The 25074-nt window shown below is 63.5% G+C and carries 26 protein-coding genes and 1 pseudogene; 7 read left to right on the top strand and 20 right to left on the bottom strand.

All coding sequences use genetic code 11. The annotated features are described in order from the left end of the window. Positions 1-39: 39 nt before the first annotated feature. The 13 genes and pseudogenes from GO608_RS18790 to GO608_RS18735 all read right to left on the bottom strand — a co-directional run bounded on the left by GO608_RS18790 (position 40) and on the right by GO608_RS18735 (position 10293). Entirely contained in the window at positions 40-750 is a 711-nt protein-coding gene (locus tag GO608_RS18790; protein ID WP_169198428.1) for a fumarylacetoacetate hydrolase family protein, read from the bottom strand. A gap of 41 nt (positions 751-791) precedes the next feature. Then, positions 792-1841, bottom strand: a complete 1050-nt coding sequence (locus GO608_RS18785; RefSeq protein ID WP_247003313.1) for a cupin domain-containing protein — start codon at positions 1839-1841, stop codon at positions 792-794. Between the two features lie 49 nt (positions 1842-1890). Beyond that, positions 1891-2490 carry a hemerythrin domain-containing protein gene (locus tag GO608_RS18780; RefSeq protein WP_169198429.1) on the bottom strand — a complete coding sequence of 200 codons (600 nt, stop codon included), beginning with the start codon at positions 2488-2490 and terminating at the stop codon, positions 1891-1893. 45 nt (positions 2491-2535) lie between these two features. Beyond that, complete coding sequence (locus tag GO608_RS18775; protein ID WP_247003311.1) at positions 2536-3129, bottom strand: ABC transporter ATP-binding protein; 594 nt, start codon at positions 3127-3129, stop codon at positions 2536-2538. 115 nt (positions 3130-3244) lie between these two features. Continuing rightward, positions 3245-3388: an ABC transporter ATP-binding protein C-terminal domain-containing protein gene (locus tag GO608_RS19735; RefSeq protein WP_425532316.1), complete on the bottom strand. Its 144-nt coding sequence runs from the start codon at positions 3386-3388 to the stop codon at positions 3245-3247. 99 nt (positions 3389-3487) lie between these two features. After that, positions 3488-3934 (bottom strand): annotated as a pseudogene (locus tag GO608_RS19730) (ATP-binding cassette domain-containing protein); the annotation flags it as partial. 65 nt (positions 3935-3999) lie between these two features. Then, the gene (locus GO608_RS18765) at positions 4000-5004 is read right to left on the bottom strand and encodes a branched-chain amino acid ABC transporter permease (protein ID WP_169198431.1); all 1005 of its coding nucleotides are present in this window, start codon (positions 5002-5004) and stop codon (positions 4000-4002) included. 3 nt (positions 5005-5007) lie between these two features. After that, on the bottom strand, positions 5008-5928 hold the full coding sequence (locus tag GO608_RS18760; protein WP_169198432.1) for a branched-chain amino acid ABC transporter permease: 921 nt from the start codon (positions 5926-5928) through the stop codon (positions 5008-5010). Between the two features lie 5 nt (positions 5929-5933). Then, positions 5934-7103 carry an ABC transporter substrate-binding protein gene (locus GO608_RS18755; protein WP_169198433.1) on the bottom strand — a complete coding sequence of 390 codons (1170 nt, stop codon included), beginning with the start codon at positions 7101-7103 and terminating at the stop codon, positions 5934-5936. A 51-nt stretch (positions 7104-7154) separates the two neighbouring features. Further along, positions 7155-7469: a non-heme iron oxygenase ferredoxin subunit gene (locus GO608_RS18750; RefSeq protein WP_169198434.1), complete on the bottom strand. Its 315-nt coding sequence runs from the start codon at positions 7467-7469 to the stop codon at positions 7155-7157. Positions 7470-7480: 11 nt separating this feature from the next. Continuing rightward, complete coding sequence (locus GO608_RS18745) at positions 7481-7975, bottom strand: aromatic-ring-hydroxylating dioxygenase subunit beta (RefSeq protein WP_211159370.1); 495 nt, start codon at positions 7973-7975, stop codon at positions 7481-7483. Further along, complete coding sequence (locus GO608_RS18740; RefSeq protein WP_169198436.1) at positions 7972-9234, bottom strand: aromatic ring-hydroxylating dioxygenase subunit alpha; 1263 nt, start codon at positions 9232-9234, stop codon at positions 7972-7974. Before GO608_RS18740 ends, GO608_RS18745 begins: the two co-directional genes overlap by 4 nt. A 72-nt stretch (positions 9235-9306) precedes the next feature. After that, on the bottom strand, positions 9307-10293 hold the full coding sequence (locus tag GO608_RS18735) for a 2Fe-2S iron-sulfur cluster-binding protein (RefSeq protein WP_169198437.1): 987 nt from the start codon (positions 10291-10293) through the stop codon (positions 9307-9309). 114 nt (positions 10294-10407) lie between these two features. On the opposite strand from GO608_RS18735, the gene GO608_RS18730 reads away from it, so the two are divergent. From GO608_RS18730 to GO608_RS18715, 4 genes are all read left to right on the top strand, one after another. Further along, the gene (locus GO608_RS18730; protein ID WP_169198438.1) at positions 10408-11343 is read left to right on the top strand and encodes a LysR family transcriptional regulator; all 936 of its coding nucleotides are present in this window, start codon (positions 10408-10410) and stop codon (positions 11341-11343) included. A 93-nt stretch (positions 11344-11436) separates the two neighbouring features. Then, the gene (locus GO608_RS18725; protein ID WP_169198439.1) at positions 11437-12474 is read left to right on the top strand and encodes an IS5 family transposase; all 1038 of its coding nucleotides are present in this window, start codon (positions 11437-11439) and stop codon (positions 12472-12474) included. Between the two features lie 680 nt (positions 12475-13154). Next, complete coding sequence (gene vapB, locus GO608_RS18720; RefSeq protein WP_053421869.1) at positions 13155-13391, top strand: type II toxin-antitoxin system VapB family antitoxin; 237 nt, start codon at positions 13155-13157, stop codon at positions 13389-13391. Further along, positions 13391-13807 carry a type II toxin-antitoxin system VapC family toxin gene (locus GO608_RS18715; RefSeq protein ID WP_169198440.1) on the top strand — a complete coding sequence of 139 codons (417 nt, stop codon included), beginning with the start codon at positions 13391-13393 and terminating at the stop codon, positions 13805-13807. Before vapB ends, GO608_RS18715 begins: the two co-directional genes overlap by 1 nt. 291 nt (positions 13808-14098) lie before the next feature. Here GO608_RS18715 and GO608_RS18710 read toward each other — a convergent pair whose 3' ends face one another. Then, the gene (locus GO608_RS18710) at positions 14099-14671 is read right to left on the bottom strand and encodes a YIP1 family protein (RefSeq protein WP_169198441.1); all 573 of its coding nucleotides are present in this window, start codon (positions 14669-14671) and stop codon (positions 14099-14101) included. Positions 14672-14993: 322 nt separating this feature from the next. Between GO608_RS18710 and GO608_RS18705 the strand changes: the two genes are divergently transcribed. From GO608_RS18705 to GO608_RS18695, 3 genes are all read left to right on the top strand, one after another. Further along, positions 14994-16145, top strand: a complete 1152-nt coding sequence (locus tag GO608_RS18705; RefSeq protein WP_169198442.1) for a glycosyltransferase family 9 protein — start codon at positions 14994-14996, stop codon at positions 16143-16145. 90 nt (positions 16146-16235) lie between these two features. Further along, positions 16236-17138: a fructosamine kinase family protein gene (locus GO608_RS18700; RefSeq protein ID WP_169198443.1), complete on the top strand. Its 903-nt coding sequence runs from the start codon at positions 16236-16238 to the stop codon at positions 17136-17138. 113 nt (positions 17139-17251) lie between these two features. Beyond that, on the top strand, positions 17252-17887 hold the full coding sequence (locus tag GO608_RS18695) for a LysE family translocator (RefSeq protein WP_169198444.1): 636 nt from the start codon (positions 17252-17254) through the stop codon (positions 17885-17887). A 131-nt stretch (positions 17888-18018) separates the two neighbouring features. Here GO608_RS18695 and GO608_RS18690 read toward each other — a convergent pair whose 3' ends face one another. The 6 genes from GO608_RS18690 to amrS all read right to left on the bottom strand — a co-directional run bounded on the left by GO608_RS18690 (position 18019) and on the right by amrS (position 25007). Then, complete coding sequence (locus GO608_RS18690; RefSeq protein ID WP_169198445.1) at positions 18019-18372, bottom strand: DUF3147 family protein; 354 nt, start codon at positions 18370-18372, stop codon at positions 18019-18021. Positions 18373-18468: 96 nt separating this feature from the next. Next, entirely contained in the window at positions 18469-18924 is a 456-nt protein-coding gene (locus GO608_RS18685; protein ID WP_169198446.1) for a pyrimidine dimer DNA glycosylase/endonuclease V, read from the bottom strand. A 40-nt stretch (positions 18925-18964) separates the two neighbouring features. Continuing rightward, positions 18965-19423, bottom strand: a complete 459-nt coding sequence (locus tag GO608_RS18680) for a nuclear transport factor 2 family protein (protein WP_169198447.1) — start codon at positions 19421-19423, stop codon at positions 18965-18967. Positions 19424-19611: 188 nt separating this feature from the next. Beyond that, positions 19612-23073: a transcription-repair coupling factor gene (gene mfd, locus GO608_RS18675; RefSeq protein WP_169198448.1), complete on the bottom strand. Its 3462-nt coding sequence runs from the start codon at positions 23071-23073 to the stop codon at positions 19612-19614. A gap of 45 nt (positions 23074-23118) precedes the next feature. Further along, positions 23119-23850, bottom strand: coding sequence for a dienelactone hydrolase family protein (locus GO608_RS18670; protein WP_169198449.1), 732 nt, complete (start codon positions 23848-23850; stop codon positions 23119-23121). A gap of 83 nt (positions 23851-23933) precedes the next feature. After that, the gene (gene amrS, locus GO608_RS18665; protein ID WP_169198450.1) at positions 23934-25007 is read right to left on the bottom strand and encodes an AmmeMemoRadiSam system radical SAM enzyme; all 1074 of its coding nucleotides are present in this window, start codon (positions 25005-25007) and stop codon (positions 23934-23936) included. Positions 25008-25074 lie beyond the last annotated feature (67 nt).

The following is a 25074-nucleotide window of genomic DNA, read 5'->3' as shown; positions in this document are numbered from 1 at the left end:
GCGCCCGACTGGGTCGGGCGCTGGCTGCGACGTGACGGACTATTCCGCTGCGCCGATGGTCAGCGCGACTTCGCCGACGCGATCGATGTGGCCGGAGATCCTGTCGCCGGACTTCACCGCACCGACGCCTTCGGGCGTGCCTGTGTAGATGAGGTCGCCGGGTTCAAGGTGATAGAACTGGGACAGGTCAGCGATGATTTCCCTGATGTTCCAGATGAGTAGTTGCAGGTCGGAACTCTGCTTGATCTGACCATTGACTTCGAGCTGGATAGCACCGGCGTCGAGCACGCCCAACGCGTCTGCGGGCACGATCTCCGAGCAAACCGCTGACTTCTCAAAGTTCTTGCCCAGGTCCCACGGGCGGCCCTGCTCGCGTGCGACGAGTTGAAGGTCGCGACGGGTCATGTCGAGGCCTGCGGCATAGCCGTAGATCAGGGTGTGCGCTTCATCGGCCGGCACACGGAAACCGGGAATGCCGATTGCCACCACCAGCTCCATCTCATAGTGATAGTTCGTGGTGCCGGTGGGGTAGGGCACGGAGGCTCCTGACTCCACCAGGGTGGAGGGATCCTTCAGGAAGTAGAAGGGGCGCATCGTCGCCTTGTCGACGGGGCGATCCATCTCGATCGCGTGGGCGTGGTAGTTGCGGCCGACGCAGAAGATGCGCTTGACGGGAAGGCGGGCGTCGCTGCCGCGCACCGGAAGCGAGTACACCGGTGCCGGGTTCCACAGATATTCTTTCTGGCTCATGTTCAGTCTCTCAGGAAGGGGAGGTCGATGGCGGTTCCGACTCAGGCGCGGGTTTCGTAGACGCCAAGCTTCTTGTGTAGCGGTGTCTCATCCGCAATGAAGAGGAAGGCGGGCGTGCTGGCGGAGCGGTTCGTCAGCGTCACCGGGGTGTAACCAGGTGCGCAGCACGTGTCGGCCTGTGTGAGGGCGAAGGGGGTTTCGCCAACAACGATCTCCGCGCCGCCCTCAATCAGATGGAACACCATCGCGGGCGAGCGTGCAGGCAAGCGCAGCGTTTCGCCCGGACGCAGCATCAGGGCTGAGTAGCCCAGAATGTTCTGGCAGTCGGCGCCTGTCTCGGGATTGACGTAGGCGACCTGCACGGCCTCGATCTGCGGTTCGGCAGCGGCTAGACTCAGCAAGGCCGCATGGGTATCCGACCAGGCATAGCGCAGCATCGGATTGCGTCGAGCGGCGTCGCGGGCGAACACCGGCGAGGGTACGACGCCGCCGCGCGCGTACCGACGTTCGCGCTCGGTGGCAGTAACGTGCTGCTCCTTGCCTTCGATTGCGTAGGAGGTCTCGGTGTAATAGACGAGCGGCAGATCGAGCACGTCGAGCCAGATCACCGGGGCCGTGCCGTCGTGCCCGTGCTCGTGCCACAGGCCGGTCGGGGTGAGGATCAGGTCGCCGCGGCTCATCGGGCATTTCTCGCCCTCGACCGTGGTATACGCCCCTTCGCCCTCGACGATCATGCGTACGGCGTTGGGGGTGTGGCGGTGCGCCGGGGCCCACTCGCCGGGCAGCAGAAGCTGCATGCCGAGATAGATGCTCGAGCTCGCTTGCATCTTTTCCAACCCGTGGCCAGGATTGGCCAGCACCAGTACGCGGCGCTCCGCCTTTTCGACCGGGGTGAGTTCACCGGCCTGCAGCAGCAGGGGGCGCAGTGAGGAGTAGGGCCAGTGTGTCGGTCGTGTGCGCAATGCTGGCTTGCCCGGCGGTAGCACCGAACGCAGACTGGGCCACAAGGGGACGAGGTTTTGTGCGCTGAGGGCTTCGCGATAGCTGAGGGGGAGGTCCTCAAGAGTTCCGAGTGCGTGCATGTCATTCATTCCTGTTCGGGAGTGTCTCGACTGGGTGTAGGGATGTTCGCGGCGGTGGTCAGGACGCCTGTCGTGTGCCCAGCCCCATCGGTGCGGGGGTTCGTTCGACGATCTGTCGGAAGAGCGCCAGGAATTGCGCGCCCTCCTGCTGCCCGGTCAGGGGGTCGCAGTTCTCTTGGAAGGCGTGGGCGATCTCCTCCCAATCCGCTGCAGTCAGGCAGGCTTCGCCGATCGGCAGGATCTCTCGCTCTTCGGTCGCCATGTGGTGCCAAGTGAACTCCGCATAGCGCTGCATGGCCGCTTCCAGACTTTCGAGCGCACCAGCGACACCGGCCTCGCAGTTCCCTAGCGCCTTTCGCAGGTGGTGCAACTCGGCTTCGCACGCTGCGTGCTGACTGGACAACTCTTCAATCAGGCCATCCGCCGCCTGGGTCCGTTGCCGGATGCGTGCGAACAGCCAGTCGTCCTCTTTCGGATGGTGAAGTTGGTCGGGAAATGCATCGATGTAGTGGATCATCGACCAGAACAGCCGATAGTCCGCAGTGAGTCGGCCGGCGCGAATCTCCGCCACCAGGGACTTCATGCTGTTGATGACGGCTGCCAGCGCCCGGTGCTCGGCGCGGATGATTCCCGTCGCAATGGATTTCGGGTCGTTCATGGATTCACCTCGTGGATGTCTCATCTTCGTGGTCGGTAGGTGGGGTCACACGCCGAGGTACTCGTGCACAACTCTCGGCTCGGAGCGCAATGCCGACGAATCTCCGGACCAAACGACCTGACCCTTCTCGATGACGAAGTGGCGATCGGCCAGATCGAGGAGTGGACCAAGGTTCTTGTCGATGACGATGAGGGACAGCCCCTCCGCCTTGAGTTCGCCTAGCGCGTGCCAGATTTCGGCGCGGATGAGCGGGGCGAGGCCTTCGGTGGCCTCGTCGAGCACCATGAGTCGCGGGTTGGTGAGGAGCGCCCGGCCGATCGCGAGCATCTGTTGTTCTCCGCCCGAGAGTTGCGAGCCGAGATTGCTCCGGCGTTCGCGCAGGCGGGGAAAGAAGCCGTAGACCCGGTCGAGCGTCCATGGCTGCAAGTCGTGATTGGTCCGTGCCCGGGCGGTCGCGACAAGGTTTTCCTCCACCGTCAGGTTGGGGAAGATCTGCCGACCTTCTGGAACCAGGCCGAGCCCGCGTTTTGCGATCTGATAGGACGGCAGGCCTCCGATCTGTTCGCCCGCAAACTCGATCGACCCGTCTGACGCGGTCAGCAGGCCGAATAGACACTTGATGGCCGTCGAGCGCCCCATTCCGTTCCGGCCGAGGAGTGTAACGACCTCGCCTTCAGCGACCGAAAAGTCGACCCCGAAAAGGACCTGGGCTGTCCATAGCCGGCACGAAGGCCGGCGACCTTGAGCAGTGAGTTCATGAATGGCCCACCTCTTCTTCGCCAAGATAGATCGCCCGAACTTCGGCGTTATTGCGGATTTCGTCGGGGGTGCCTGACACCAGGAGCTTTCCGTACACGAGCACGCTGATTCGGTCGGCGAGGGCGAACACAGCGTTCATGTCGTGCTCCACCAGCAGAATCGTGTACTTGCGCTTGAGTGACTGAAGGAGCGCCACGACCGCAGCCGATTCCTGCACGCTCATGCCAGCCATCGGCTCATCGAGAAGGAGGAAGCGCGGACGGGCAGCCAGAGCCATTGCCAGCTCCAGTTGGCGTCGCTCGCCATATCCGAGATCCGACGCATGGACGTCCGCGAGCGCGGCAAGGCCGGCGGCCGCGATGCCCTCGTCGGCGGCTTCGAGCGCCTTCTGGTCGTTGAGCAGGCTCGTCCAGAACGAAAAGGCGTGCCGTTGCGTCCCGAGGGCTGCGAGCGTTGCGTTCTCGCGAACGGTAAATTCGTCGAACACCGATGTGATCTGGTACGAACGCAGCAGACCTTGGCGCGCGCGTCTGTCGATACCCGCGGCGGTGACGTTCTTGCCAGCAAAGCGCACGGCGCCGCCATTCGGAGCCAACTCCCCGGAGAGCTGATTGATCAGGGTTGTCTTGCCCGCCCCGTTGGGGCCGATGATCGCGTGGAGCTCACCCTCTTCAACAGTCAGGGATACGTCGTCCGTTACCACCAGCGCGCCGTAACGCTTGGTAAGGTTTTCCGTTTGCAGCAGGGCGCTCATGGCTGTACTCCCGATTCTGCGAGCAGCGGACCCTTGGCACCCTTGCGCGCGGGGCTGTTGGAGCGGCCGGAGCGGGCGAGGAGACCAGCGATGCCCGCCTTGCCCAGCAGGGCGACGGCGAGGATCAGGATTCCGAATACGGCCATCCAGTGTTCCGTGACGGCCTTCAACATTTCTTCGATACCAAGGAAGGCGACTGTTCCAAGGAAGGGGCCGAACACCGAGCCCATGCCGCCGAGGACCACCATCACGATGAGTTCGCCCGAGACCATCCAGGACATGCTGCTCGGTGAAGCGTACGCATTGAGGTTTGCCAGCAGCATCCCTGCGAGCCCGCACAGGATTGCAGACAGAACGTATGCGGTGAGCTGATAGCGCGAGAGTGAGAGGCCTACCGATGCGACCCGGCGGGCGTTCTGGCGTCCAGCCCGCAGCGTCATCCCGAACGGCGCCGAGCGCAATCGAGCGATCCATACCGTGAGTGCCACGAGGAGACAGAACGCTACCCCATATACGGAATCGGGCGAGCCGAGGCTGAAACCGAAGAACTCGCTCGCGACCGGGATCGCCATCCCGTCGTCACCCCCGAACTGCTTCAGGCTCACGATGAGGAAATATCCCATCTGTGCAAACGCGAGCGTGATCATGATGAAGGCGATACCGGAGGTTCGCAGGCTCACATAGCCGGTCAGGATCCCAACCACCCCGCACGAGGCGACGCATGCGGCGACATGGATCCAGCCGTTCGCGATACCGAAGTGCGCAGGCAGGGCCACGCTGTACATGCCAAGTCCAAGGAACAGTGCGTGACCGAGGCTCACCAATCCGCCAAGACCGAGTGCCACATTGAGCGCGGTAGCCGCGATCGCGTAGATCAGCACGCGGGCGAAAAATGCGGTGAAGAAGGGCTCATCGGCGGCGGCTGCGGCAAAGGGCAGCAGCGCGAGACCGGCGAGCAGGGCCACCGGCAGTGCGTTGCCGGTACTTAAGGACATTCTCATGATTTACCCCTTGTGCGCGGGAAAGAGTCCCTGCGGGCGAACGGCAAGAACCACCGCCATGAGCAGATACACCAGCATCGAGGCGAGCGCCGGGCCGGCCGCATTAGCAACGTCGCGGCTCGCGAACTCACGCATCAGAAGTGGCAGGTAGGTTCGTCCTAGCGTGTCGGTCAGACCGACGATGAGTGCTGCATAGAACGCGCCGCTTACCGAACCGATGCCGCCGATGACGATGACAACCAGGGTTGTGATCAGCACCGGCTCACCCATGCCGCTCTGCACCGACAGGATGGGGGCTGCCATCGCGCCGGCGAGTGCCGCCAAGGCGGCGCCGAGGGCGAACAGCATCGCGTTGAGGAGCCGGATGTTCACCCCGAGGGCACCCACCATCTGCGGATTAACGGAACCTGCGCGTACCAGCATGCCGACCCGGGCCTTGTGGATCAGCCAGCTGCTACCAATGGCGACCGCCAGGCCCACGGCGATGATAAGGAAGCGGTATGCGGGATAGCTGAACCCGAAGATATCGATCGTCCCCGACAGGGATTCAGGCAATGCCACGAAGAGTGGTTGCGGCCCCCAGATCATGCGTGTCATCTCGTTGAAGAACAGCACCAAGCCGAAGGTCGCGAGCACGTGGTCGAGGTGGTCACGTCGATACAGGCGCGAGACGGCCGCCGATTCGAGCAGCATGCCCACTACAGTTCCGGTTGCGAGCGCGGCGAAAACGCCCAGCGCGAAGGAGTCAGTTGCGCCGGTCACCACCGCTGCTGCGTACGCCCCCAGCATGTAGAGCGAACCATGAGCGAGGTTTACGAAGCTCATGATGCCGAACACCAGGGTGAGTCCCGCCGCAAGCAGGAACAGCAGCACACCGTATTGCAGTCCATTGAGAAGCTGCGCGAGCAAGAGCGAGAACGTCATGACGATTACCTCTGCTTGCACTCTACGGCGTAGGTGTCCTGATGTTCAGGGAGTGGTGTCCCCACCATCTTCGCGGTGACGCGGCCGCCCTCGCTCACGGTTTGGAAAGCGTAGTAGTTTTGAATGGGCAGATTGTTGTGATTGAAACGGAACGGCCCTCGCAATGATTTCAGTTCCGCACCGGCCGATTTGACCGCTGCCGTGAACGCGGCCTTGTCGCTTGTGTTCCCGCCCACCTTGCGGACGGCGATGTCCAGCAGGTTCGCCGCGTCGTAGCCGACTGCTGCATAGGCACTCGGCGTGCGCCCGTACTTCTTCGTGAAGCTGTCGATGAACTCACGGTTTCCTTGAGTGCTGAGCGCGACGTCCCACACGGCCCCCGACACGGTGCCGACGGCGGCGTCGCGCAAGGAAGGAAGCGTCGTGCCGTCGACAGTAAAGGCGGACAGGAGCGGCAGTTTCTTCGTCAGCCCGGCCTGGCTGAACTGTTTGACGAAATTCACCCCCATCCCGCCGGGGTAGAACACGAACACTGCATCCGGCGCCGCGGCCTGCAACTGGGCGATCTCCGCCGAATAATCCGGCTGGTTGACCTGGGTGTACACCTCGTCGACGATCTCGCCCTTGTAGAAGCGCTTGAAGCCGCCGATGAAATCCTTGCCTGCCTGGTAGTTGGGCGCCATCAAGTAGACGCGCTTGTAGCCCTTGTCCTGAGCGTACTTGCCCATCGCCTCGGCCGAGCCGTCGTTCTGCCAGGCGACCGAGAAGACGTTGGGGACGCAGCCCTTGCCTGCGAGCACTGACGGCCCGGCGTTGGTGGCGATCGCGACCGTGCCGGATTCGACGATGCGCGGCAGGCTGGCCATCAGGACGTTGGAGAAGCCCAGACCGACGATGGCGTCCACCTTGTCGCGGTCGACAAACTTGCGCGCGATCTGGTTGCCCAGCTCCGGCTTCAACTGGTCATCCTCGCGCAGCACATTCACCGTCTGCCCGCCCAGCTTGCCGCCGCGCGCCTCCAGTGCCAGCATGAAACCGTCGTACTGGTCTTGGCCCACTGCGGCAACGGGGCCGGAGAGGGGGGCGGAAAAGCCGATCTTGATGTCCGCGTGCGCCATGCCGGTCACAGCAACCAGGGCCAGCGCCGACAAGGTTCCTTTGTTGCGCGTGTTCATGTCTCTCTCACTCTCTAATGCTTGGGGATGGGGGTGGCCGGGGACCATTTATTAGTCGAGCGCGACGTAGATGCGCCCGTTTTCGATCTTCACCGGATGGGTTGGTATGTCTTCAGTCAGGGGAGCGCAGAGGGCCTTGCCGGTGCACACGTCGAACTTCCCCTGGTGCAGCGGGCATTCGATCTCGCGACCGTCCAGGAAGCCGTCGCTCATCCTCGCGCGGCCGTGGGTGCAGATGTTCGAGGTGGCGAAGATTTGGCCCTCCACCTCATAGAGGGCGATGTCCTTGCCGGCCACCGCGACGCCGATTACGTCGCCGGCGGGCACCGCATCGCGTGCGGCCGCATCAATCCAGTTCAGCTGCATTTCGGGGTTCCTCAGATGGGGTAGATGATCGAGTTCGGGATCATCTCCGTGTCATAGATACAGAGGCGCGACTTGAGGCGGAGCCCATCGGGCGTGCGCACGATGACGTCACGGTAGTGGCCGCTGTTGAAAACGGTGGATTCGCCGTCGTATTTCGTGCGCACCACGAGGTAGTTGGCCTCGCTGTGGATCGTGTCCGCATCGCGACCGCCTTCGACCGAGATCACCCGGGGCGTGCCCACGATGTGACGCTGGTAGTAGGGGTCGTGGTACATCGTCTCCTTCACCCCATAGACGCGGTCCTTGATCATGGCGCGGCTCTCCAGCGCCAGCAGGCACAGCGGCAGGCCCTGCTCGAAGTTCTCACGCGGCTGCAGGCGATAGGTGCCGTCCTCGACGAAGAAGTCGGGCCACTTCTCCCATTCGGCGGAATCCACTGCCATGGCGTAATCGCTATATAGGTTCAGCAGTTCGAAGTAGGTCTGAAAGTCGATTGTCATTTTCATTGCCCCATCACTTTGCGCCAGTAGGCGTACATGCCCCGGATCAGGGTTTCGGTCACCATGTGCTCGGAGTCGGCGATGTCGTAACCACCCATCTCAACAACGGTGCGGTGAGCCGGGTTCTGCTCGAACCCCTCTTGCGACCACTCGATGACTTCACCGTCGTCAGCGGAGACGAAACCGGCAGGCCCAAAGAGGTTGGCCTGGATAAGGCGCCGTTGCGTCATCTCCTCGGAGTCGTCCTCGAAGCCGAAATGCGTCCACACGAAGTCGAAGGAGCCGTGTCCGTTGGGCTGGATATGCCGTGTCGAGACACTGTTCACCTGCTGCTGAATGATCACGCTGGGAAACACGGTGGTCATGACGGCCGTCGGCCCGTTCCACCAGGGTTCCGGAACGATGTCGAGCAGGCGCGGATCGTTAACCTTCATCTGATCCTTGAAGCTGTCGACGCCGCTCACGACCTCGTCGTTTTTTCCACCTTGACCGCGGGTCGAGATCATTGCGGCGTGGCGGAAGTGCTCGTCCATCCGCAACTGGGACTTGTTATCGGCGCGCCACAGGCCGAAGGTGGAGAACCAGGTGTGGAGCAGTCCCGGGTGATACGGATCCTTGATGTTCTCCTGCATCAGCTTCCAGTTGCCCGGGATGCGCTGCCTGCGATAGCCGAGCACCTTGAGCTTGCGGCCGTTGAACACTCGGTCGAAGTACTGCAGGATGGTCGGGCCAAGGAATTCCTCCAGGGGCTCGACGTCGTGGTCGAAGGATGCAAAGACAACGCCGCCACGCGTGGCCACCTTCAGCTTTGTCAGGCCGTGCTCTTCCAGTTTGAATTCGGGCGGCATGCCGCCATTGATCTTGCCGTCCTGCTTGACCCCCCGCCGGAACGGCACGCCCTGCAGATTGCCCTCAAGGCTGTAGTTCCACTGGTGGTACGGGCAGAAGAAGTCCTTGCGGTTGCCGTGGCGCTCGCGGCAGAAGCGCATGCCGCGATGGGCACAGACGTTTTCCACGACGTTGATCGCGCCGTTCGTGTCGCGAACCATGATCACCGAGCGCTCGCCGATGACGGTACGACGGAAGTCACCGGGATTGGGGATCTCGGCCTCGAGGCCGACGTAGCACCAGTGGCCCGAGTAGAAGAAGCGCTCGAGTTCCTGCTTGTACAGATCGTCGCGGGTATAGGCCCAGAATGGGATTCGGCTCGAGCCTTCGCCTGGCCAGACGGGGTCTTTGGGAAATACCGTGGGATTGCCGCTCATGTTGGTGTCTCCGTGGTGTTATGGGTTGGGTGAAGCGTCCCCGGCGCAGTCCGGTCGGGGCAGGGGAAGCTGTCAGGTTCCGCTGGGATAGAAGGCGTCGGCATGCACGTGGGCCGGATTCATGCCGAGGCGCGCGACCAGCAGACTGAGCGCCTCGACCATCGCCGGTGCGCCGCACAGGTAGGCGCGCCAGCCGGCGAGGTTTGGCAGATCGCTCTCGATCGCATCGGTCACGAGGCCAGCGCGCTGCCCAGGGACTGGATGGCCGGTGGCGATCACGACATGTACGATCAGGTTCGGGTGGCGCTCGGCGAGCGCCTGGAGGCGTTCGGCGTCGTAGAGATCCTGCGGGCTGCGCACGCCGAAATAGAGATGGATGGGGTTCGACATGCCCGCCGCGAGCGCGCCCCGAACAATCGACAGCACTGGTGCGAGTCCGGTCCCTCCACCCACGCACAGCATCGGTCCGGTGTGGGCCTGGCGCAGATAGGCTGTGCCAAGGGGACCGCTCAACTTGATGCTTGCCCCTTCGCGGACGTGCTCGAAGACATACTCCGTGACGCGTCCACCCGGCACCTTGCGTATGTGGAACTCCATCTCGTCGTCTTGTGGCAGCCCTGCCATCGAATAGGGACGTACGTGCTCGGGGCTGAACTGCAGTGTCGCGTACTGTCCGGGCGAGAACTCGAGGGGCTTAGCGAGGCGGACGCGGAGGCGACGGATGTCGTGAGTGGGCGACTCGACGGCGACCACCGTTCCCTTGATGATGCGCGCCGGGTGAGTGACGATTTCGTCGGCTTCCAGAATTTCGATCGCGCAATTGCCGGAGAGCACCGACTGGCAGGCGAGCACATGACGCTCGCCGATGAGGTTCGGGCGTCCGGCTTCTGGCCCTGAATCAACGACGTCACCGTCGATGACCCGGCAGCGACAGGTTCCGCAACGCCCGGACATGCAGCTGTATGAAACGGGAACGCCGTTCTCGCGAAGTACCTCGAGAAGGTTGGCGCCGCTGTTGAAGGACAGGCGGCGATTGGTCGGTTGTACAAGGAGTTCCATGGTCTGCGTCCGATGCAAGATGATGCGTTGAGCGGATCATGGAGAAGGTGGTCTTATAAGTCGATAAAGCAGTTATGATTGTCGCCATCACTGATGTGAATATTGCGAGGAGCCATGCAGCTGCGTGACATCGATCTGAACCTCCTGGTCGTCTTCAATCAGCTACTCATAGACGGACGGGTTTCGACCGTTGCGGAAACCTTGGGCATCACGCAGCCGGCCGTGAGCAATGCATTGAAGCGTCTGCGCACGCTCCTGAAGGACGAACTCTTTCTGCGTACGGCGCGTGGCATGGAGCCCACGCCCTTCGCGCTGCAACTTGCGGAGCCGGTCGCATACGCGCTGGGGACACTTCACAGCGCCTTGAACCAGAACGTGATCTACGATCCCGCTACCAGCGCAAGAACCTTCACGCTGGCGATTACCGATATTGGTGAGATCTACTTTCTGCCCGAGCTGATGGAAGTCGTCACACGGCTTGCCCCTAAGGTCCGGATCAGTACTGTCCGCAATACCGCGGCCAGTCTCAAGGAGGACATGGAGGCAGGGAAGGTGGATCTGGCGATCGGATTAATCCCACAACTACAGGCAGGATTCTTTCAGCGGCGACTGTTCAAGCAGCGCTACGTGTGCATGTTCCGCCGCGGTCATCCCGCAGCCGATCGACCGATGAGGCTGGAGCTATTTCAGTCGCTAGAGCACGTCCTGGTCGTGTCGGCCGGTACAGGGCACGGTGAGGTCGACACCATGCTTGATCGTGCAGGAGTGCGTCGCAACGTCCGCTTGGTAGTGCCGCACTTTGTCGCGGTCGGACACATCCTGCACTCGACCAACCTTATTGCAACTGTCCCCGAGCGCTTGGCCATGCGTTGCGTGGAGCCGTTTGATCTCGTCGCCGTCCCGCATCCGGCCAACCTACCCGAGATTGCCATCAAACTCTTCTGGCACGCGCGGTATCACCGCGATCCGGCAAACAGATGGCTTCGACAGTTAATTTTTGATCACTTTAGCGAAGTAGTCTCCGACCCGGCGCTACGCGATCAAGGTTAGATTGCGGCGGTACTGACGGGCGCCTCGAAAAACCTCGACTCGCCCGCCCTTGGTAAAATTACAGCGCCCTCAATCTCGCCATAGCCGACATCGATGAAACCGCGTAGCGCCCTCAAGACCGACCTGTTCGCTGACGAACGGCACCGCAAGAAAATCGACTCGCTGGGCGATCCGCTGGCCGAGATCGAGTCGCACATCGACTTTGCGGCGCTGGCGGCCGAGGTCGATCGGGTCGCGCCGCGACCGGTCAGCGCGCAGGGCGGGCGTCCGCCGTACCCGACCGAGACGATGGTTCGGATTCTGGTGTTGAAGCGCCTGTACAACCTCTCGGATGAGCAGATGGAATACCCGTTGCTCGACCGCATGAGCTATAAACGCTTCTGCAGCCTGGCGAACGCGACGAACGTCCCCGACCGCACCACGGTGTGGACCTTCGAGAACCGCATCGGCGCAGCGGGCGCGCAGGCGCTGTTCGACGGCGTCTCTGCACAACTGCTCAAGAAAGGCTTCATCGCCCGCGGCGGCCAGATCATCGACGCCACCCTGGTACCGGCGCCCAAGCAGCACAACAACCGAGGCGAGAAAGAGCTGATCGAGCAAGGTGCGATGCCCGCCTCGTGGCGCCCGGCGAAGCGGCGCCAGAAGGATCTGGATGCGACCTGGACCAAGAAGCACGGCAAGAGCCACTTCGGCTACAAGCTGTCGATCAACGTCGACAAGAAGTACAAGATCATCCGCCGGATCGAGACCGATACTGCCAGCACGCACGACAGCCAGCACTTCGACAACGTCTTCGACACGAGCAACACGAGCCGCGACGTCTATGCCGATCGGGGCTACCCGTCCGAGGGGCGTGAAGCCAGGCTGAAGGAGAACGGCTTTCGCAACCAGATCCAGCGGAAGGGCAAGCGCAACAAGCCGCTGTCCGAGTGCCAGCAGCGACGCAACAAACGCATCGCCAAGACACGCGCGCGGGTCGAGCATCCGTTTGCCGCCATCGCGCAGATGGGCGGCAAGCTGATCCGCACGATCGGCCAGGCGCGGGCGAGCTTTGCGATGACGACGATGGCCGCCTGCTACAACCTGAAGCGGTTGGTCTATTTCCAGGAAGCCGGAATCGAGGCCTTCTGACGCCCGAAATGGGCCGAATCGCCGGTTCCCGAGGCGATTCGAGGCAAAAACGGGGCGACATCGCGGGAAGAAGCGATGATTTGCCGAAGGAACTGAACCGAACTCGGTCGCGATCATGGTTGCGCGGCGGGATTTACAGAAAACCTCGGGTTATTCGAGGTGCCCTATTGATATTAAAGATTTGTAAGCCGGATCGTGGCTCCAGGTGTCACCGGTTCGATCCCGGACGCGCTGTGTGATGGGTACCTGAACGGCGAGATGGCGGTCCAGATCGCTTGGCAGTTCGGCAGCCGGCAGAAGAATTGCACCGGGGAGAACGTGGGGGCGCCTGACCACAGTCCTCGATGTATGGTCCAGAGAAGCGCCCTGGCCGCCTAACATTGGCGCTTGAAGGGGGCGGCGACGGTATTGCCAGTGCGCGGGAGCGCGGCTGGCGACGAGGCGGCACCGGAGCGGCCGCGACAGGCGCGGCGGGGGCTCAACGAAGAGCAAGGGAGTGAGCGCAGGACAAGGCGGTCGGGGATGCGGCCCGAGGCCGGCTGGTGAACTCGAATCGGTTCGGTAGGGGATCAGGGCGACACCAGCGATCTTTCGTTCCACGCATGTACATCCATGTATTTACAAAAATGGCTCGCTTGTTCTAGTGTACACACACCGTACATCCACTGCAGGAGCTCGCCATGCACACCACGCGTGCATTCAAAAACGGCAATTCACAAGCCGTGCGCATTCCATCGGACCTGGCTTTCGAACGCACCGACATCGAGCTGGAAATCGAACGCGTTGGCGACGAGTTACGCATTCGTCCCGCTCGTCGGTCTCTCGCGGGTGTAATGGCCAAGTTCGCGAGGTTCTCCCCGGACTTCATGGCTGAAGGTCGCGGCGATCAGGAGCAAGCCGAAAGGGATTCACTGTGATGGCGCGCTACATGCTCGACACCAACATGTGCATCTACCTGATGAAGAACCATCCGGAGGAGGTCGCTCGACGATTTGCTCAGTGCTATGTGGGTGATGTCGTGATGTCCGCTATCACCTTTGCCGAACTTCAATACGGCGTAGCGGTATCGGCCGATCCGGGGTGCGAGCGGGCGAATCTTGACGACCTCATTCAGGATATTCCGGTCATGCCGTTCGATGCCGAAGCGGCAATCGCGTATGGTCCGATCCGACTGGCCTCGCGCGAGAGCAGGAAGGATCATCTGGACAAGTTGATTGCAGCCCATGCGGCGGCGCTCGGCGTTACGGTCGTCACCAACAACACGAAGGACTTCGCAAGATACCCTGACGTCATGACAGAGAACTGGCTGACTACAATTGAGCCGGAGCATTGACTGCCGCCAGTAGAGGTTCAACGAAGGAGGCTCCCCGTGCGCGGTGCGGTCAGGATGAGCGGCTGCGACTTGACGGTAAACGTGACGGTAAACTCGATGGATGGACTGGAAGAGCCGATGTTTTACGCGGGCTGCAGGCCGTAGGAAATAATCGAGTGGGAATGATTCGCTCCGGGTTTGAGGGGAGCTCCCGCTCCTGAAAGGGGGAGTTCCTCACCCGTGTTTTCCCGCAAGCCGGCTTTGCGGTCGGATGCGACGCAACGACTCGGCCGGCACCGAGGCCGGATTCCACTACGACAGCAGCAGCGGCGCAGCTGCGACCAGCACCAGCGCGCCCCACGCGAGCACGCCGAGGCTGATGACCTGGACCGCGACGTCGCTCGCATTCACTTCCTCCTCGACGCCGAGCAGCCGTTCGACGCCGTGGTGGATCAGGACACCTGACGCGAGAAGCGCTGCGAATGCAAGCAGCACGACAACCCAGATTTGACCGGCGAGCAGCGCGAGCGATGAAAGCCACAGCGGCACCGGTGCGATCCCCGCGACCGCATATGCACCGGCCAGATCCCCGCTTGCCCCCTTGGCGACGCACCCCCTGCGGATCACTCCGGCCATCAGCGGAACGCTGATCTGCTCGGCGATGAAGAACAGCAGCGCACCCAGCATCCAGGCGCCGTACGGCGCGCCTGGAAAGACCTGAGCGCCCACGCCTGACGCCGCCTGCAAAATCATCACCGGCGGAAGGATCGACAACGGCAACACGAGCATCAGGAACAGCTTCCTCTGGCTCGGGTGCCTGCGCTGCACGTCGTCCCAGCCGCCGTGAGTCGAAAAAAGCATCATCGGATATTGCATCAGGTTCATGGTTCTCCACTCCTTATGCCGTTCGGATCATCCAGCGCGCGGCTCTCCCAGTGATGCGTATTCCAGCAGGTGCAATTGGAATACTACTCGGCGCTTGCGGAATCGCAAGGAACGCACGCGGGACAAACGCGGAGTCGAATTTTTCCACCGCATGCGGAACATGCGGCCCGGCGTTTGCTTAAGTGGCGCCACAGGTCTGCAGCATCGTTCTCCCCGAATGGGCCAGCTCCGGGCGGCGATCGTGCCCGAAACGGTGCGGGCTCGGCCCTCGTGATGCCAGCAGGAGAAGAATCGACAACGCATCGGAAAAAGGGATGAATCCATGACGAATTTCGGCAAGGTTCGCAAGATCGCCGTGCTTCGTGCCAACGGCATCGGCGACTACATCTTCTGTCTTCCGGCTCTCGACGCGCTTCGCGCGACCTTTCCTGGCGCTGAAATCGTGCTGCTGGGAAAAGCCTGGCACCGGACTTATCTGACCGGGCGACCAGGGGCCATCGACCGGGTCGTCGAGTTGCCCGCAGCCCGGGGAGTTGGTGCCCCGGAAGACACTCGGGAAGATACGGCGGCGCTCGATTCGTTCTTCCACGCCATGCGCGCAGAACGCTTCGACCTGGCGTTCCAGTTGCACGGCGGGGGGCGATGGTCCAACCCGTTCATCAAGCAGCTGGGAGCACGACACACTTTCGGTTTGTGCGCCGCCGACGCGGAGCCCCTGGAATTTTCAGTCCCCTATATCTATTACCAGCCCGAAGTTTTCCGCTATCTCGAGGTCGTGGCGTTGGCCGGTGCGCGTCCTGCCGGCTGGGAGCCGCGGATGAGCGTCACGGATGAGGATCTCGCCGCCGCCCGTGCCGTCCTGCCGGCTGGCAAGACTATTGCCGTGCTTCACCTCGGAGCTTCCGATCCGCGGCGTCGCTGGCCAGCCGCCAGTTTCGCGGCGGTCGGCGATGCGCTCGGGGACGCTGGTGCGATGATCGTTGTGAACGCCACGGGCGACGAACGGCCGCAACTGGACGAGTTGGCTGAAAACATGCGTCACCCGTTCATCGACCTGGGCCCCGACTCAACGCTCTCCCTCCTCACCGGGGTTCTCGCCCAGGCTGCACTCATCGTCGCGAACGACTCGGGCCCCCTGCACCTTGCCCGTGCCGTCGGGACTGCATCGGTCGGCATCTACTGGTGCGGCAATCTCATAAACGCCGGCCCCACCAGCCGCACCCAACACCGCCCCTTGCTCTCCTGGCGCCTCGCATGCCCGGAGTGCGGCGCCAACACGATCGAGCAGCGCTGCGAACATACGGCGTCCTTCGTCGCGGACATCCCTCCCGAAGACGCGATCGGGCAGGCGCTCGATCTGCTTGCCGCTGAGACGCAGCCGGCTGCGGCCAGCCTGCCTCGCGTCACGACGCAACAACCGCTCCATCCTGCGCTCACTGCCTTGCCTATTCCGTTCGTGCGAGCGGATTATTAGGCCGACCAGTCGAACTTCACTGTCGCATCCGGGATTCATTGTGCTTGCCGATTTCAGAGAGCCTTGCGTCCACAAACCGGGAGTTCTGCGGTGGAAGACCATCAAAACCTGAGCGCCGAACTCGAGCAAGCCCTCAAGGCTGCCACCGGCATCAACTTTTCCGGCGCCGAAGTGCAGACAACAGGCAGCGGCTCCATCAGTCGTGCGTTCGAGGTCCGTGCCGGCGGGCAGCGTTATTTTCTCAAGCTGAACGACGCGTCCGCGCTGCCGATGTTCGAGGCAGAAGTCGACGGTCTGGCCGCACTGGCTGCCTGCGGGGCTTTCCGGGTCCCGCGCGTCCTGGCGAGCGGCGCGACCACCGGCGAAGCTTTCCTGCTACTGGAATGGCTGCAGTTGCGCCCGCTCGCGAGCGCCGAAGACGGCCAGCGCTTCGCCGAAGCCCTGGCGAAGCTGCACCACGATACCGGCGAGCGCTTTGGCTGGACAAGCGACAACTTCATCGGCACCAATCCCCAGATCAATATGCAACACGACGGATGGGCGCGATTTTTCGTGCGATGTCGACTGACCCCGCAACTGCAGCTGGCGCGCTCGAGGGGTCATGGGGACGTTCTTGGGCGCGAAGCCGAACAGCTGCTCGAGCGCGTGCCGGCGTTGTTCCTCGATTACCGCCCGCGGCCAAGCCTGCTTCATGGCGACCTTTGGAGCGGCAATGCAGCAATCGATGACGACGGCAGGCCGGTGATTTTCGATCCCGCGGTATATCGCGGAGACCGCGAGGCGGACCTCGCGATGAGCGAGCTATTCGGCGGGTTTCCGACGGCCTTTTACGCTGCCTACCGCACTGTGTGGCCGCTGAACGAAGGCTACGAGCAAAGAAAGACCCTCTACAACCTGTATCACGTCCTGAACCACCTCAACCTCTTCGGCCGCTCCTACCTCGGCCAAGCCGAACGCATGATTCGCGCGCTGGTGTTCGAATTGCGCCGCTGACGGTGCCCGCTGACCGCTGCTGCGCCACTTTTCGCTTTGGCGCCCGCGGCTCGCACGGTTGCAGCCGCAGGAAGGGCTCCTGCGGTATCCTCCGCGCGACGCGGAGAAAACTGATGAATGAAATCCTCTCACTTGCCGGCATCGTCGGCGTCCTGATCGTTGGAACCGTAAGTCCCGGGCCGAGCTTCGTCATGGTCGCGCGGACGGCAGTTTCTTCCGGTCGAGGCAATGGGCTGGCCGCTGCGGTGGGCATGGGCATCGGCGGCGTCCTTTTCACGGTTGCGGCCCTCGTCGGGCTGCAGGCTTTGCTGCTCTCCGTGCCCGCTCTGTACCTTGCTTTCAAGCTTGCCGGCGGAATCTACCTCGCGTACCTCGGCATCATGATCTGGCGCGCATCTCGACAGCCGTTGCCGGGGCAAGCCGTGGCACCGGGGGCGAACAGTGACAGCGTGGCCCGATCGCTCCTTTTCGGCCTCGGTACCCAGCTCAGCAACCCCAAAGCGGCCATTGTGTACGCGAGTATCTTTGCTGCGTTCCTGCCGAACGGCGCAGGGCTCGCCGTCGGCAGCGTGATCGCGGGACTGGTGTTCATCATCGAGACCGCCTGGTACGCCTTGGTTGCGGTGACCCTTTCGGCCGAAAAGCCTCGCCGCACGTACCTGCGCTTCAAGTCGTCGATCGATCGGGTGGCGGGAGCGGTAATGGTGGCCCTGGGCCTGAAGCTTGCGTCCTCGGCACCTTCTCTGTGACGCATCCGCACCGTCGTCCCGCTTGCGCGCAGCGGACCGTCTTTTCGGCCCTCGTTTCCACGATTTCCTTCCGGGCGGGCTAATACAGCCACTGGAAAGAGGGCCGGCCGCAACGGAAGGCAGAAACCCCTTCACGGCAGCAACTGAATGCCGAACGGACGGAGCACCACCGCGAACAAGCCAAAGCACAGCACCGTGATGCCGACACTGGCGAGCATGGTCAGCCAGAACCCGAGGCGGGGTAACAGCAAGGGGAACGCGAGGAACATCGGCAACGTAGGCAGCACGTACCAGAACGTGTACCACGCATGGTTGGAAATCCTGGCCTGAGGCTGCTTCTCGACGTAGAGCCAGATGAGCGCGAGGAATGTGACCAAGGGAAGGGCGGCGATGAACCCTCCGAGCTTGTCACTGCGCTTCGCCGCCTCGGAAACGATGACCACGACAGTTGCGGTGAGCAGGTACTTGGTGATGAGCCAGGCCATGGGGATCTCCCGAACGGGCACAACGACGGAGGCGAGCGGCAGGCGAGCAGCGCAGCTCGCTGCTTGACGGCTGAACCGGATCGTCAAGCGCATGTTTCATCTAGCATTCGTTCCCACAGACCCGGACTGCCGTTCCCAAGGCTCGATCTGCCCCTGACGAACGACAAAGATAGGGTGACATTCCGGCTTATCGCAACTGCGCCACTGTTCGTGGAGTGCGGGACTGCGGCTGGACAGCTTCTGCAGCAGGTGCCGCCACTCGTACGAGATCTGCCCATCCGTGACGGGCAGCTGCGCGCATGTTTGCACGCTGTCGATCTTCCCGCTATCGAACGAGTAGCCGCGAGCGACAGCCTCACCATACACCCCGACGAGATACGTGTTGATCGCAGAGACGGGAGCCGCATGACTGCGGAAGCGATCGAGCTGGGGGTGATTGCGGTAGCCCTTCGTCTCGCCCCGCAGCACGGCACGAGCGAGAAGCGCTTCCCGCCACAGCGCGACCAGACCTTGCGGGTCGAGATACCTTGGATGCAATGACCAGAGTCGCATTCTTGCTTTCAGATTCCATCAAGCCGGCATCTATTCTGACTCAGCGCGACACCGTGAAGGGCGTGTTGTGATGTTCGCCGTCCATCGGCATGCTATGCCACCAGATCCGGCAGCAGCTGCAGTGCGCGCCGTCGAACTCCGCCTGCAGGACGCCGTCGAGGACCATGCGCGGCAGCGGATCGCCCGGGCGTCGCGCGACAAGATTGGTGCCGGTCGACTTCGCCCAGATCTCGAACAACTCCTCGGACGCCACCTGATACGTGACGTGCCAATGCGCGAAACCGCCGCGCGCGGTCGAGGCGAGCACCTCGTAGGCGACCTGCACATCCTGCTGAAGCTTCACACGGCGCCAGTATTCGGCGAGCTGCGCGTGGCCCCGCTGCACCGCGAAAGGCGTGTTGTGGTATTCGCCGTCGGGAGCGAAGAGCGCGCAGAACTTCGCTTCGTCACGCTGCTCCCACGCGGTCTTGTAGCCCTGCATGAATCGGTTGATGTCCATCCGTCCGTCCCTACTCGTCGATGACAGCCGAAAATCTCAGGAAAGCTCGGTGGCGTCAAGTCGGCAGCTGATCGGTTTCCGCTCGGTGGTGCTCACGCGGGGAGCAGCGCCCGCGGGGTGGTCAGTCCGCTCGATCCGGCGGGATGAAGGGCAGGCGAATAAGCGCGAATACCGGGCAGGTTCTGCGATCAGGCCTTCACCGCCTCCAGCAATTCCTTCACCCCCTGCACGCGCTGCTTCAAATTCGGCAGGCTCGCCTTGCGGATCAGGCGGTCGGGGCCGGACATCTTCGTGTTGCGGTCCTTCTGAATCAGGAAGATGACTTTTGCCGGGTCGATCGGCGCGTCGGAGTCGAACTGGACGCTGATCTGCGCCTCAGACGCGTCGAGCTTCGCAACGCCGAACGGTTTGACGAGCAGGCGCAGGCGGTGGGTTTCGATCAGTGCCTGGGTCTGCAGCGGCAGCTCGCCGAAGCGGTCGATGAGTTCTTCCTGAAGATTGCGCAGGTCGTCGTCTGATTCGCAGTTCGCGAGGCGCTTGTAGAGCGTCAGGCGTTCCTGCACGTCGGGGCAGTAGTCGTTCGGCAACAGCGCCGGGGTGTGCAGGTTGATCTCGGAGACGACGTCGAGCGGCTGCGTCAGGTCCGGCTCCTTGCCGGCCTGCAGGTCGCGCACCGCGCGCTTGAGCATTTCGGTGTACAGGCTGAAGCCGACCTGCTGAATTTCGCCGGACTGGTTCTCGCCGAGCACTTCGCCGGCGCCGCGGATTTCGAGATCGTGCATCGCGAGATAGAAGCCGGAGCCGAGATCTTCCATCATCGTGATCGCTTCGAGGCGCTTCTGCGCGAGCGCGCTCGGTTTCGCGTGCGCGTCGGTCAGCAGATACGCGTAGGCCTGGTGGTGGCTGCGGCCGACACGCCCGCGCAGCTGGTGCAGCTGGGCGAGGCCGAAGCGGTCGGCGCGGTTGATGATGATCGTGTTGGCGGTCGGGATGTCGATGCCGGTCTCGATGATCGTCGTGCACAGCAGCAGGTTCGCGCGCTGTTGCGTGAAGGTGCGCATCACGCGTTCGAGCTCGCGTTCCGGCAGCTGGCCGTGGCCGATGACGATGCGCGCTTCGGGCAGCAGCTCGGCGAGCTCGTTGCGCACGTTGTCGATCGTGTCGACCTCGTTGTGCAGGAAATACACCTGCCCGCCGCGCTTGAATTCGCGCAGCACCGCTTCACGGATGATTCCCTTGCTGTGACGGTGGACGAAAGTCTTGATCGCGAGGCGCCTCGAAGGCGCGGTCGCGATCACCGAGAACTCCCGCAGGCCTTCGAGCGCGAGGCCGAGCGTGCGTGGGATCGGCGTCGCAGTCAGCGTCAGGATGTCGATTTCGCTGCGCAATGTTTTCAGCATTTCTTTCTGACGCACGCCGAAGCGGTGTTCCTCGTCGATGATGACGAGCCCGAGGCGCTTGAACTTGACGTCCTTCTGCAGCAGGCGATGCGTGCCGATGATGATGTCGACCTTGCCTTCGGCGAGCTGTTTCAGTGCCTCGGCCTGTTCCTTGGCGCTCTTGAAGCGCGACAGTTCGGCGATGCGGATCGCAAAGTCGGCGAAGCGGTCGGCGAAAGTCTGGTAGTGCTGTTCGGCGAGCAGTGTCGTCGGCGTCAGCACGACGACCTGCTTGCCGTCGGCGACCGCGACAAACGCGGCGCGCAGCGCGACTTCGGTCTTGCCGAAGCCGACGTCGCCGCACACCAGCCGGTCCATCGGCTGGCCGGATTTCATGTCGGCGACGACGGCGTCGATCGCCGCCTGCTGGTCGGGCGTCGTCTCGAAACCAAAGCCTTCGGCGAACGCGTCGAGGTCGTGCTGCTTGAAGTCGAAGCGGTGGCCGGGGCGGGCGGCGCGCTGCGCGTACAGCGCGAGGAGTTCGGCCGCGGTGTCGCGCACCTGCAGCGCGGCTTTCTTCTTCGCCTTTTCCCATTGGCCGGAGCCGAGGCGGTGCAGGTCGACGGCTTCGGGGTCGGCGCCGGCGTAGCGGGTGATGACGTGCAGCTGCGACACCGGCACGTAGAGCTTGTCGCCGTTGGCGTATTCGAGATGCAGGAACTCCGTTTCGCCTTCGCCCAGATCCATGTGGATCAGCCCGAGGTAGCGGCCGATGCCGTGCGACACGTGCACCACCGGGTCGCCCGGCTTCAGTTCGGACAGGTCGCGCAGCCACCCTTCCATCGTCGCGGCCTTGCGCGCATCGCGTCGCACGCGGGTGCGGGCGGTAGTCGCATAAAGCTCGGACTCGGTGACAATCGCGATCTTCGCGCCCGGCAGCAGGAAGCCGTTCGCAAGCGGCCCGACGCCGAGCGCGAGCGGTTCGCCGGAGACGAGGAAGCCGGCGAAATCCGCGCTGGCTGCCGGCCTGAGGCCGTATTCGCCGAAAAACTCGGAAATCGTCTCGCGCCGTCCCGGGGCGTCGGCGAGCACGAGGACGCGGCCGCCGTTGCGCGCCCAGTCGCCCGCAAGGAGCTCCTTCAGGCGATGCAGCGGGTCAGTCGCCTTGCGTTCGACGGAAACGTCGGGGAGGGGAATGGCGGGCGGCGGCACTTCGCCGACGGCGTCGCCGGCTGAAACCTGGATTCGCGGGCGATCCTTCAGTGCGGCGAAGAAGCTTTCCTGGCCGAGGAACAACGCTTCGGGCGGCAGCACCGGGCGGGTGCGGTCGCCTTTGAGGAAATCGTGGCGCGAGCGGGTGTCACGCCAGAATTCGTCGATTGCAGTCGGCACGTCGCGGTGCAGCACGACTGCCGCGTCGGCCGGCAGGTAGTCGAACAGCGTCGCCGTCTGGTCGAAGAACAGCGGCAGGTAGTACTCGATGCCGGCCGGCGCGATGCCGTTCGACACGTCCTTGTACAGCGACACGCGCGACGGATCGCCTTCGAACGCTTCGCGAAAGCGGCTGCGAAAGCGCGTGCGCCCGGCGTCGTCCATCGGGAACTCCCGCGCCGGGAGCATGCGGATCTCCGGCACCGGGTAGACGGTGCGCTGCGTGTCCGGGTCGAAGGTCTTGATGCTCTCGACTTCGTCGTCGAAGAGGTCGATGCGAAACGGCAGCGGCGCGCCCATCGGGAACAGGTCGATCAGGCCGCCGCGCACCGAGAACTCGCCCGGGCTGACGACCTGCGTCACGTGCGTGTACCCGGCGACCGCCATCTGGTTGCGCAGGCCGTCGACGTCGAGCTTCGCGCCCTGCTTCAGGAAGAACGTGTAGGCGGCGAGAAAGGCCGGCGGGGCCATGCGGTACAGCGCGGTCGAAGCGGGCACGAGCACGACGTCGGCCTCGCCGCCGCTCACCGCGTAGAGCGTCGACAGTCGTTCCGAGATCAGGTCCTGGTGCGGCGAGAAGCTGTCGTAAGGCAGCGTTTCCCAGTCGGGCAACAGGTGCGTGCGCAGGGCGGGGGCGAACCACGCGATCTCGTCCTGCAGGCGCTGCGCGTCGAGCGGGTTCGCGGTCACCAGCAGCAGGCACGGGCCGCGCGCCGCGAGCTGGGCGATCGCCAGCGCGTCGGACGAACCGGCGAGCGCGGGCAGGTCGAGCCGCATGCCGGGCTTCGGAAGGGAAAGCGCCGTGAGCTGGGGCAGCAGGGGGTCGAGCGGTCGGGACATCGGACGGGCGCGGCGAGACCGCGGAAGAGAGGGGTGAGGACAGAATTATAGGGGATGGGACGAAGGGGGCTTGTCAGACTGGCCGGATCGCTCGACCCCGTCGGCAACGGGCAGCGGCAACTGCGCGCGCAGCCACTCCGCCGCGAGCAGCGCGAAGCGGTCGAGCGCCCCGGGTTCGACAAAATCTTCGCCGGCCCCGTCGACGAGTTTCCAGTCGCGCGGGGCGCGCAGGTGCTCCCAGGCGCGCAGGATCATGGCGAGGTGGGGGTCTTCGCTGCCGATAATCATGCGCACAGGCACCGTCAGCGTGCCGAGCGGCGTCGCGCCGGCGAGGTCCGGACGGCCGGCGCGACACACGATCGCCGCGAAGCGTCCGGGTGTTTTCCATGCCGCCCGGATCGCCGCGCCGCTGCCCGTGCCGGAGGCGACCAGCCCGATCGCGAGGCCGGTGAGCGGCGGCTGGTGGCTGATCCAGTCGGCCACGGCGAGGATGCGGTTTGCGAGCTTCGGGACATTGAAGCGCGTATCGGCGTCCCGCGTTTCTTCGTAGCGCGTCAGCAGGTTGATGATCAGCGTCGCGAAACCGGCGTCCTGCAGCGCAGCGGCGACTTTCGTTTCGCACGACTGGGTCGGCATGCTCCCCGACGGACGAAGAATCACCGCCAGACTCCGCACGGTCGGCGCATGCGACAGCTCGCCGTCGAGCCAGACACGCTCGGCGGGAATGCTGATGGTGGTGTGGCGCAGCTTCACTTCGGGCCTGGGAAATACCGTCAATAAGACTGTCAATACGGCTGTCGATACGTCGGAGCGCAGGCGACGAGCATGGCACGGTGCGGGTATCGCGGCAACATCGGCTATCAGGCCACGCGGTGGATCGGGACCGGAATCCGGCGCGAGCCGAACGGTTGCTCGAACCGGGCGAAGCGGCCGGCCAGCGGCGTCCCACAGGCCAGGCAGGCGCCGCTGTCGTCGAGCGCATAGCCGAGAATTTCGTACCAGTCGCGTTCGATGACCGCTTTGCCGCATCCGGTGCAGCGTGTCGTGCCGCCCTCGGTGTCATGCACGTTCCCGGTATAGACGTGCCGCAGGCCCTCACTGAGCGCAATGCGGCGCGCGCGCGTCAGCGTCGCGGGCGGGGTCGGCGGCGTGTCGGTGAGCTTGAAATCCGGGTGGAAGGCGGTGAAATGCAGTGGCACTTCGGTCCCGAGTTCCTTCGCCACCCAGCTCGAGAGCGCCTGCAATTCGGCGTCCGAATCGTTCTCGCCGGGGATCAGCAGCGTCGTGATCTCGACCCACACGTCGGTTTCATGGACGAGCCATTTCAACGTGTCGAGCACCGGCTGCAAGTGTGCGCCGCACAGCTTGACGTAGAACTCGTCAGTGAAACCCTTGAGGTCGACGTTGGCCGCGTCCATGTGCGAGAAAAGGTCGCCACGCGCGACTTCGGTGACGTAACCGGCCGTGACGGCGACGGTCTTGAGGCCGAGCGCGTGCGCCGCATTGGCGACGTCCACCGCGTACTCGGCGAAGATCACCGGGTCGTTGTACGTGAAGGCGATGCTGCGGCAGCCCCACTCGGCTGCAGTCCGTGCGATCTCGTCGGGGGAGGCCTGGTCCATCAGCCGGTCCATGTCGCGCGACTTCGAGATGTCCCAGTTCTGGCAGAACTTGCACGCGAGATTGCAGCCCGCGGTGCCGAACGAAAACACGCTGGTGCCGGGATAGAAGTGATTGAGCGGCTTCTTCTCGATCGGGTCGATGCAGAAGCCGGAGCTGCGGCCGTAAGTGGTCAATACGATCGCGTCGGACTCGCGCATGCGCACGAAGCACGCGCCGCGCTGGCCTTCATGGAGCTTGCAGTAGCGCGGGCATACGTCGCACTGGATGCGGTCGTCATCGAGCTTGTGCCAATGGCGTCCTGGGTGGTTCATCGCTGTCCTCACCGCCGCGACCGGCCAAGGCCGCCGAGCGCGACATCAAGGGGTGAAAGTTTGCCGC

It is taken from the genome of Aromatoleum buckelii, from assembly GCF_012910785.2.
In the GTDB taxonomy this organism is placed as follows: Bacteria; Pseudomonadota; Gammaproteobacteria; order Burkholderiales; family Rhodocyclaceae; genus Aromatoleum; species Aromatoleum buckelii.
This window is presented reverse-complemented; position numbering and strand designations above follow the sequence as displayed.